6 protein-coding genes and 1 pseudogene are annotated in these 10,562 nt (G+C 66.8%); 1 reads left to right on the top strand and 6 read right to left on the bottom strand.

Annotated elements, in window-relative coordinates; genetic code table 11:
* A pseudogene (locus AB1460_RS33355) lies at positions 1-136 on the top strand (IS6 family transposase); the annotation flags it as partial.
* 391 nt (positions 137-527) lie between these two features.
* Here the strand turns inward: AB1460_RS33355 and AB1460_RS33350 are convergent.
* The 6 genes from AB1460_RS33350 to AB1460_RS33325 form a co-directional block, all read right to left on the bottom strand.
* Positions 528-3,824 (bottom strand): type ISP restriction/modification enzyme, encoded by a 3,297-nt coding sequence (locus tag AB1460_RS33350; RefSeq protein WP_368966225.1) that lies wholly within the window; start codon positions 3,822-3,824, stop codon positions 528-530.
* Positions 3,825-4,466: 642 nt separating this feature from the next.
* Entirely contained in the window at positions 4,467-4,934 is a 468-nt protein-coding gene (locus AB1460_RS33345) for a hypothetical protein (protein WP_368966223.1), read from the bottom strand.
* A gap of 885 nt (positions 4,935-5,819) precedes the next feature.
* Positions 5,820-7,490, bottom strand: a complete 1,671-nt coding sequence (locus tag AB1460_RS33340; protein WP_368966221.1) for a recombinase family protein — start codon at positions 7,488-7,490, stop codon at positions 5,820-5,822.
* Positions 7,491-7,792: 302 nt separating this feature from the next.
* Complete coding sequence (locus AB1460_RS33335; protein WP_368966219.1) at positions 7,793-8,536, bottom strand: recombinase family protein; 744 nt, start codon at positions 8,534-8,536, stop codon at positions 7,793-7,795.
* A gap of 74 nt (positions 8,537-8,610) precedes the next feature.
* Positions 8,611-9,348, bottom strand: a complete 738-nt coding sequence (locus AB1460_RS33330) for an SAM-dependent methyltransferase (RefSeq protein ID WP_368966218.1) — start codon at positions 9,346-9,348, stop codon at positions 8,611-8,613.
* Between the two features lie 41 nt (positions 9,349-9,389).
* Positions 9,390-10,103: a hypothetical protein gene (locus AB1460_RS33325; RefSeq protein ID WP_368966216.1), complete on the bottom strand. Its 714-nt coding sequence runs from the start codon at positions 10,101-10,103 to the stop codon at positions 9,390-9,392.
* Between the last annotated feature and the right edge of the window lie 459 nt (positions 10,104-10,562).

Below are 10,562 nucleotides of genomic sequence, written 5' to 3'. Positions count from 1 at the left end.
GCGCTCCGCCCAGACGATCAGCGCAGGGCACGCCTTCGTCCAGAACATCCGCCGCGGCCACTACGAACTCGGGACCGACACCGACCCGCACACACGGCTGACAGCCGCGTTCACCGAACTCACCCTCGCGATCTGACCACCCGCTCGGCAGGGTCAACCATGCCCTGCCTTCCCACAATGCAACAGACTCGTTGAGCCTTCGTAGGGCTCGGTCGGCAGGTCAACGGTGCTCCAGCGACCGGATCCGGCATCCTCCAACAGGAAGATTTTCGGTCAAGATCTCTCGGCCCCGCCGGATGCAACAGTGCCCCGCCAAGTGTGGGGGCCGGGCGTATCGGCTGTCTTCATCCTCGTACCCATGGTACTGATCGTAGGCGCCCCAAAGGTGGACTCGTAATCCGGGGCATCGAGATCGACACCTGGTGATCATATTGGCTTCAGGTCATCTACATGCCACCGAACGGGTGATCACATGATCTGATTAGTGCCTACCGCGAGGTGATCCCGCCGTGTCAGACGGTCCGAGGTCAGATGTCGAGAGTCCCGGGGGTGGCGGCCGTGGTTAGGCTTCGGCGCGGTTTGCGGTCCTTCGGTCCGTCCGGCCACAGTGTCCCACCAACCTGAAGTGCCTTGCGTGACAACATCGGCCCGGCCAGTACATCGGTGAGAACCTCGGCCTGGGCGGGTTCGAGGTTGACGAGTCGGGTCAGGACTGTAAGCAGGTCGAGTAGCTCCGTGGTCCAGATCGGATCCCAAATGGTCGAGTGTATCCCGTCGAGCGGGGAGAACCGTCGTCCACCGGGGTCTTTCTTTCGATAGTTGAACCAGGATTTGACCACGTTTTTACCATCGACGGTGTACGCCCAGACTTCCGGCCGCACCGGGCTAATCTCACCGTCGCCGATGGCGAGGGTGCGCTGCTGTGGGTTGTATCGTAGGCTTCCGGGCATCGCGCCGATCCCCTTGATGGATAGTGGCTGGCGGCTATCTTCCTGAGGAAACCGGATGTTCCCGGGCGGGCGGCCGATGTCGGTGGCGCCATAGGTATGGAGCCAGAGAACCTCCTCACCGATGGCGACGGCCCTGGCCCACAGGTCCCGGTCCGCGGTGATCGGGATACGGATACCCGGAGTACTCAGCTCGTCAGTGAAGGTGCTGGTATAGCCAGGATGTGCGGTAAGGCCCGCGACGTAAGCGAGCACATCGGCTGCTGCGACAGGACAAGAAAGCGCATCGGTCAGCGTTTCCACTAATCCCCGCGCAAGATTCGGCGTTCGGTCGGGGTGCAAGAAAGGGAGAGTTCTCCCACCGCCACTTCCTTTAAAGTAATGGAAATCTGGGATCAGTGCCGAGAAAACTAGCCCGGGGCCGGGGCTTATTCGGTTGGAATGCTGCTCTACGACAAATACCTGACCGGGGATCCGGGCCGCCCAGAGGGCGGGGCGAGGCATGTCCATCAGCCTGCTGTCGGGGATGATCCACTGTCGATCAAATGATCTATAGCCGACCTGTACGGGCCGCGGCTTGGTTGACCTGTCCGAGCGGATCGGGTTGTGGGTCACCTGGTGGGTGTCCAGCCCGGGCAGAGGCTGCTTTCGCTTGGTCAGGGTGGCATCCCGACCTTCCTTGAACAGGACCGCCTGTTCGGCCGGATCGGTCTCACTCAGAAGGGTTTGCCAGCGTTGCACCAACGTCTCGGGGGTCGGAGCGTACACCCAGGTACGGGTCGGGAAGACTCCCGGCGAGTACCAGGGCATCAGGTCGGAGACAGCCGGGTAGGTGTCCCATCCGCCGTCGGCGGCCGGGGTGAGCGGGTCGGTCCAGTCACGGCGGGTCTCTCGCCACCGGCCGTCGTCCAGACCGATCTCGGCGAGCGCGGCGAACTTCTCCTCTCGGCGGCCGGTGACTGTCCGGTAGCGAATCTTTGCGGGCATTTGTGGACTCGTTCCCGGGGTCCGCAGGAACAGGCCGATCGCCAGCGGCTGACGCACTCCGGGAAAGATCCTGGTCGGGATATCGGGAGTCTGTCCCTCCGGGGTCAGGTCGATGATCCACCCATCGGAGGCATACCGGCGCAGGTACTCACGCATTCCGGTGAACCCCGGGCCGGTCAGGTAACCGGAGGTGGAGATGAAGCAAATGATCCCGGTGTCCTCGGTGCTGGTGGACTCCCACACCTTCCACGTGGCCCATCGCCAGAAGTAGACGTAAAGGTTCTTCACCTTCGCCCGGAAGCTCCCCGGCACTCCTGCCAGGAAGTCATCCAAGATCGGAGCTTGGCCTTCGCCGCCTTTTTGCACCCAGCCGCCGCCCTTGAGAGCCAGTTCCTTGTAGGGCGGGTTGCCGATGACGACAGTGACATTTGAGGTGGCTTTCACCCTGTTTGCCTGCTGGCGGGACGCGGCGATCAGTTGCAGGCCGGAACCGAGCTGGGTCTGCGCGGCGTGTGGGTCGTCGAGGGTGTCGGTGACGTAGAGTCGCATTCCCTCCGCTGGTGGGGCAGCCCCGTAGGAGGCCAGCAGGTCCGCGGTACGCAGTTCGGCGACTGCGTAGGGGCCCATCTGCATCTCGAATCCGACCAACCGTTTGGCGACTTGGGAGATGACCCCGGCGACCGCGCCCGGACCGTCCTCACTCGCAGCCGCGGTCGCCGCGGTTTCCAGGATGGTGTGTAGGTAGGTGCCGGTGCCCATCGCCGGGTCGACGGTCAGCACCGTCGGATCCCGGAACCCGGCGGTCTTCCCCAGCCGGGTGACCAGGGCTTCCTCGACGAGGCGGACCATCTGTTCAACCAGCTTGCGGGGGGTGTAGTACGACCCGGACTTCTTCCGGAGCTCGTTGTCGTAGAGCTCGAGGAAGTCCTCGTACAGGTGCAGGTAGGTGTCCTTGCCGCTGGTGCGGACCCGCGGCCAGTCGACCGCGCCTATAACCCGGACGAGCAGGTCGAGAGTGACCCGGAAGTCGGCGACAACATCGTCGGTGAGCAGTTGTAACGCCTTCCCCATCAGGGAATGCCCAGTACCGAGCTCGACGCCGATTTGGTGCAGCGCCGTGTCTGCCACGAGGATGCCTTCGGTGCGAGCCAGCAGCAGTGCGAAGGTCACGGTCTGGGCGTAGCCGTCGGCGAAGGTTGCGTCGTCGGCTTGGGGGAACAGCAGGGCGCGCCAGTCTCGGGCCAGGCCCGTGAACGGTTGGACGTCGGGATCCGCTCCGGCACTGATCGCGCGGCGTTCGGTAGCGAGCTGGTCGAGGACCTCCCCGCGTAGCAGCCTGGTCAGTGGCGCGATCGCCCTGACGAGCACGTTCACCGAGGTGATTGGCGTGGGTTTCCAGCGCAGGAAGTCCGTCAGCAGTGTTTCCAGGCCGTCGACGGCCTGGAGTCTGCGGCCGGCGCGGGTCAAGGACCCGCCGGCAAGGACGACGGGCCCGGAGCGCAGGGTGCCGTCGCGGTAGAGGCGCCAGTGCGTGCCATTGGTGTAGATCAAGTTCGGGAGGTCCCGCTGGCGGGTCCACTGGGTGAGGTTATGTCCGGCGAAGTCGTCCGGGTCGATCGTCTTGCCAGGGGCTTTGACCTCGATGTATCCGTTGATGGCGCCGTCCACGGCCACCCCGTAGTCGGGGCGGACCCGCCGGTCGGCTTCACGGACCTCGTCGTGGAAGACGGCGGGAACGTCCAGGTGCAGGCCGACTGTCTTCAGCAGAGTCTCCAGCGGGCCGCGGATTGCGGCCTCCCGCCCGCCCGGCCCAGCGAGTTTCTTCCTGCAGTCAGCTCCAAACACAGCCACTGCCTCTTGGAACCAGGCCGGCACACCCGATGACGACATCGCTCACGCCCCCCCGCGTCACGAAACCGTAGAGAGGTCAATAATCTACTAAAGCACAACGAAAGAGCGACGTATTCACTATTTTGCGCAGCAAGATCCTCTCGTCAAAGAACAGCACCTGACCGTCTATGGCCCGAATGGACCTTGACAAGGACCCGAACGCGGTGCAGATCCTGGTCAAGTTGGACGGTGGTTTGTACCCACCTACCGGTATGGCTGCAGAGAGACATCGCGCATCGCAGGATCCGGGCAGCATGCCATGCCCGATTTGCGCCCTGAAGCTCTGTCGTCGAGGCACCTGCCCCGGACCAGCCGTTTGATCAGCGGGGTGAGCCGTGCCTGTTCCTGAACGGCGCCTGCCATCAGACGACTTATAACTGCCGCTTCCGCGGTCGCCCGCGGCCACTGGTGCGGCGGGCGCGCTTGGCCGGCCGATCACCCGGGGGCGCCACTAGTCAACCCTCCGGCACCGGCACCGGCACCGGCACCGGCACCGGCAGCGGGGGCGCGGTCGTCGCGGTGCTTCGAGTGCCTACTTGACGCGTGCGTGGACAGGGCCGGCTGTGCCTGGGCCGTTGCGCTGGAGCTCGAACAGGTCGGTCGCGACCATCAGGTCCGTGAGACGGGAGTAGCCGTAGGTCTTCAGGACGACCGCGGGTGCTTGCGGATGGCCAACCCGACGGCAGACAGGTGGGTCCAGCCGTCGGGGCCGGTGTTCGTCGTGACCGCCTCGCGGAGTCGGCTGATGAGTGCGATGTCCGCGCGCAGCTCAGCGGTCGTCGCCCGGCTGGGAGGGCCGGCCAAGGCCTGTGCCTTCGTCTTTGTCTGCGGGGCGGCGATGACCTGCGTCGGGCCGGTTGCCGGACTCGGCAGGACGCTCTCCGTGACGTCGCTCGCCCCTGGCGGGGCGGCCTGGGCGGGTACGAGCGCCTGGTCGGGCTTCACAGCGCGTGTCGGTGGCATGTCCGCCATGAGGGTCTCGACGAAGACGAAGGTGTCGCAGGCTGCGGGCAGGCCCGGGTTCGTCTTCGTCTCCTCGCCGAACCCGTGGACGATCAGTCCGCTCTCGCGGATCCGTTCGGCCAACCGGGTGAAGTGGCACTGTTGCATCCGGCGGGGCCGGGAGATCTTGACCGAAAATCTTCCTGTTGGAGGACGCCCGATCCGGTCGCTGGAGCACCGTCGACCTGCCGACCGAGCCCTACGAAGGCTCAACTACGGGAAGATCTGCGGTCAAGATCGACTGGAGTCGCCGGATGCAACAGTGCCGCTTGGACACAGTAGCCAAAACGGCAAGTTCTGCTGCCATGAGATGCCGAGACCGGGACGGCTGAAGAGCAAGGCGCGCGACGCCCGACCAGCCCGGTATCCTGAGCCGAACGGCGTGGCACCGGGGGTCGCCCTCCTGGTCTTCACACGTAGACGGCGCCGACGACGAGTGCAACCAGTAACCGTCGATACCACCCAGCCCGCGCACGGTCGCCGGTTGGATCCGTCCCGGACAGGCCAGTCCAACGCCTTCTGATTCGCGATCGGCCACCCTCCGTAACCAACACGCTTTTGGTGTCCGGTATCGGCTGGTATGACTGTTATATTCAGGGGTCGCCGGCAACGTGTGTGCGCATTGTGTGCGCGGATGTCGCGGCACGGCGCGGCACGTGCCGGTATGTTGAGATACGCGGTGATCCGTCTTGTAATCGAGTGGCTGGTGCGGGTGAGGTCTTGCGTGGACTGTCCCTGACCTGCGGTTAGCCACCGTCATGATCGCCAGATGGCAGTGACGAGTCGTGGCCAGGGATGATCCGCAGGATCTACTCCACTGGGATCTGATGCCCGCGACGAACAACGCCAGCGGCCGTCGTGACCGCGCGCAATCTGCTCCTGGCGCCCATGGGAGTCGTCGGTGTCGAGATACTTGCACCGGCGGGGTATATGTAGCCTCAAGCCAGAGATCAAAGGGCCAGCTCGTCAACCTGTGGGGGATAGGCGTACGGGTCAGGTCCCCCCTCGGACACGATCCATTACCCCACGGTAACTTGTGTCGATCTTCATGTCGGCCCTTACCGTGTTGGTGGTGGGATGGTAGGTCAAGCGTAGCCGGAGCGATTGGTACAGATCCGTCTTCTCGACGGGCTCCGCCTCTGCCAGGGCGCTGACGATGTCGCCAAGTGACTCCACCATGCTACTGATCTCGTCGCGTGTCAGCTGCCGTACCTCGTTCTCCCGTGCTTCGCGGAGGTCCCGCTCAGCGGCAGTCTTCTCGGCCTGTACCTCTGCGATCCATCCAGTCACGATCGCCGGATCGGCTCCCGTGTCCAGGGCCGCGCGGTACTTCGTGAGCTTGGCGTTGCTCGCCTCGATCGTCTGGCGGGCTCGCTGCGCGGCCAGATCGTCGATGGGCGGACTCGCCTGCGCGGCGGCCATGGCGTCCAGGGTCTCGGCCAGCCGGGGCGGGGTGAGCGTGTCCGCGAGCCACTTGTCGAGCGCGGGGACGAGGATGTCCTCGCGGACGTAGACGTTCGCCGGATGGGCGATCGTGTTGGCCAGGGCGTACTCCTGCGGATAGCGGCACCGGTAGTAGGTCGCGCCGCGGGCGGTGTGGCCCTGCATCTTGCGATTGCAGACACCACAGTGAACTGTGCCACGCAGCGCATAAGGCTGGCGTGTCCGCGGGGTCTTCTGATCGCCTGTACCTCGGCCCCGGCCCGCGAGAAGCTCCTGCACCTGGGTGAATGTCTCGGTGTCGATGATCTCCGGGTGGGCCGTCTCCTCTGACCAGATCCACTTGTCTGCGGGGTTCCACCGCAGCTTGGTGGTGTGTCCGAGGCTGACGTCCTCGACGTCGAGGAGTACCTCGTCCTTACGTTGGCGGTTCCAGACCTGCCGGCCGGTGTAGCGGGGGTTGGTCAGGATCGCGCGGACGGCCCCTTTCGACCATGCCTTCCCGCTGCGATGTGTGTTGCGGGCTGGGTCGTGGGCGGATGGACTGGGGATGCCGTCCCGGGTGAGCATCTCCGCGATCGCGAAGATGCCGCGGCCGAGGAGGAACTCGGCGAAGATCCGAACCACGACGGGCGCGGCCACCTCGTCCAGTGCGAGGCCGTGGAGCTTCCGACCGTCCGCTGCCTTGGACGGATTCGGATGTGGGCCCAGATCGATCAGCCGGTAGCCATATGGGGGACGGCCGCCCAGGAAGTGGCCTTCCACCTTCGCCTGGGCGGCCATCGCTGCACGCACCCGGACCTTTACCCGGTTACGCTCACCTTTGGACATCCCGCCGAAAACCGACATGATGAGGTCGTGGGCCTCGTTGTTGGGATCGATCGGCCCACCGACCTCGGGCACCCAAAGAGGCACCCGGTAGTGGCTGAACAGCGGGAAGACGAGGCCGAACTGGTTGCCGTAGAAGGCGCGCTGCGGTTCGCCAATTACTACCGCCTCGAATCCACGATTGGGATCCTTCAAGGCTTGGAGGAGGGCGTTGGCCATGGGGCGCCGCTGCCAGGGAATTGACCTGGACTGCCCGGCGTCGAAGTACTCCGTGACGATCTGGCCGCCGTGCGGCTCGATCAGTGCCTTGGCGCGAGTTTTCTGCCATGATCGTGAGGATTCGGGATCCTGCTGATCTTCGGTAGAGCATCGGCCCTCGAACGCGAACCGGATCATCCGGAGCTCTCCTGTCCATTCTTCGTCGTTGGCGACGACCTATCGATCTTCCTTTGAAGGTTATCCCTTTCGGCGCGCCGCTGATGAATGGAACGGATTACTTTCAGCAAGGCGATCGCGACCGGAGGTATCATCCTTGGAGTGGTCGGCGGCATGATGACATGGACCGACGATTCACGTTCCCCGCTTTGTCTGCCGGTCATTGAGCCCAGCCCACCGTAGTGCCGCCGGAAGCTGCTCCATGAACAGGATAAGACCAGGAACAAGCTGAAGGCAGGAATTGCTCCGATGCTTTCACCCGGTCACTTCCAATGCCCATCAAGCAACTCGGGCCCTGAACCGTCGCCGTCAGTTCCCGTTCCTGGACTGGTCTGGGGGGCGATGGGGAACTCCCAGGGCGGCAGGTACGGGCTGAGGACCGCGGTCTTGGGGGTTGCGAGAAGCTGGGCGCGGACAAAGGTGCGGCCGTCGATGATCGGCGGGTGGGTGTACGGGCAGATGATCCACTGGTCGGGTGGGACGGGCGTGCCGGCGTGGGTGCGGCCCCAGACGGTGGCGCCGGTGTAGACGGGGTTGGCCAGGACACGAGCGACGTTGGTGGAGGTCAGCTGCCAGGGCCGCTTGGTGGCGGGGCTGACGAGGGGAACGAGAAGGTCGTTGTGGACGACGCGGAGGCGGGTGGCGATCGCACGGGGGCTGAGTTCGTCCTCGACGCGCCACCGGTAGATGAGTGCGATGACGTGGGCGGGGCCGGGGGTGATGGCGAGGCGGATGCCCTGGCGGACCCGTCCGTCAGCGCCGAGCTCGGTGATGCGGCGGGGATGGTAGCCGAGGGGGACGGGCCCGAGGTGGAAACCGGCGCGGACCAGGTCGATCTGGGCGGCGCGGGCCCGTCCGGTGGTCCAGGTGTGATGGTCCGCGAGCAGGAGTGCCTGCCGCGCGGCACGGGCGGCGCGGCGGTGGGTCAGGCGCCACCACCAGGCGGGCCGGCCGGCCGGCGTGGGCGGGGCGGGCGGCAGCGTGGGGATGGGCAGCAGGTCGGACATGCGGGGCTCCAGCCAGAGCGAGAGCCGGCCGCGGCGGCGTGAGCACACCCCGGCCCGGCCGGCGGAGGGGTGGTCTAGGCGGCCGGGTGGGGCGACGTGGCGCGTGCCGGCGGCGGGTCCAGCGGTCGCGGGTCGTGCGCTCGCCGGCCGTCGGGGCGGAAGACGATGATGTCCTGGTGGACCGGGTAGGCCCGTGCCCGGGATGTCGGCCGGTCGATGCCGAGGTCCCGGGTGTTGGGGACGGCGGTGAGCGCGACGGCGCGCTGCACGGGGCGCCAGCCGGTGTCCCGGCCGGCGGCGGCGACCTGGCTGGCCAGGTCCATCCCGCCGGCGATGTGGTACGCGGCGATGACGACGAGGTGCCCGCCGGGCCGGAGCAGGTCCCGGTAGATGGCCAGCCGTTCGCGTAGGCGGTTACCGGCCGGGTCGGCGGGGTCGGGTGGTCCGATCGCGGTCAGGACCAGGTCGACCGGTCCGAGTCCGGCCCAGGACTCGCGGTCGGGCAGCCGGTCGAGGATCATCCCGTCGCCGCGGGCGCCACGGGCCTTCGCCCGGGTGAGCGCGGCGCGGGCGGCCTCCCACCGGCCGGGGTCGGTGGCGATGCCGACGGCGTGACGGCGGGCATGCACGGCCTCGGTCACGACGGCTCCCGGCTCACAGTCCGGGTCACAGATCGTGTCTCCGGGCCGGCTGTAGACCGTGATCGCGTGGGCGGCTACCGCCGGGGAGACCGCCGCACCCTCGGGCGGCGGAGGCGGTCCGCTGGCCTGGCCGGTGGCGATGCTGTGTCGGCCGGTGGGCCAGACCGTCACCCACCGGCCGTCGCGGCGCCCTGTCTGTGGGGCCGCGCCGGTCATCGGGGCACGCCCGACATCGGCGACACGGCGGTGTGCGCGGCGAAGAGCAGGAGATCGGAGTGCACCCGGCGGGCCACGCTCGCCCGTGGCAGAGGTCCGGGCGGCTGGTCGAGTTCGTTGAGGGGGACCTCCACCACGACGAACCGGTCGAGCAGCGCGAGCCCGTGGCGGCCGGCGGCGGCGGTCAGCTCGGCGGTGGGGTCGATCAACCAGCCGTCGACACTGTCGCTGCGGGTGATCACAGCCAGCAGCCCGTCGGGGGTGAGCAAGCGGGCCCAGGGGACACCGCGCACCCAGCCGGTCCGCGTCGGGTCCACGACCGTGACGACCAACGGGCTGCGGTCGTTGTCCGGACCCTCGTCGGCGGAGTCGAGTCCGGGTCCGGACCCGGACGGTGGAACCGCCCGGACGGCGGGCGCGGTCCGGACCTGGACACGGCGGCCGAGTCGGGCCACGGCCCAGCCCGCATCAGCGCGCCGGTCCGCCGGTGTCCCGCGGCGGCCTCCAGCGGGCGCGTCCGGGCCGGGCTGGATCAGGAGCAGGACCGGGTCACCGGGCCGGGTGTGGGTGGTGACGAGCCGTTCGACGGCGGCCTGAAGCCAGCCGGCAGGCGGCCGGGCGGGACTGCCGGGCGGGCACGGCCAGACGGTCGCCAGCCGTCCTGCGGGGACGACAGCGCGGCTGTCGCGGTCAGGGTCCGATACGGGCATCGAGAGGTTCCTTTCACGGCGAGCGTGTTTTCGCGGCCGTAAAGAGAGACCGTCTGCTGTGCATGTCTCGGACACCAGCACGGCAATTTTTTCCAAGATTTTTCTCGCTGGGCAGTGCCTAGTCCGACCGGACCATTGATCGCTGGCAGATCGCTGGGCAGTGCCCCGAAAGGCCACCGGAATATTTTTCAAGATTCTTCTCGCTGGCGTCGCTGTCCGCCGACCACCAAGCCCAGCAGCAGTGCCCAGCGATCTTCGATGGATGCACAGCACAGCAGTTCACAGACCTGCTGTGCAGGCTCAAACTCCCCGCTGACGCCGCCCCGACTCTGAGTGCCTGTCCTGAATCTTGATGGTCATTGACTCTGGGTGGTCTTCCTGGGAGTCCAGCGGGGGACGGGGGTGCCGCGGGCAAGCCGGTGGGCCATCGTGCGGATCATGGCCCAGTAGACGAAGGTG

Source organism: Parafrankia sp. FMc2 (assembly GCF_041008525.1).
GTDB lineage: Bacteria > Actinomycetota > Actinomycetes > Frankiales > Frankiaceae > Parafrankia.
This window is presented reverse-complemented; position numbering and strand designations above follow the sequence as displayed.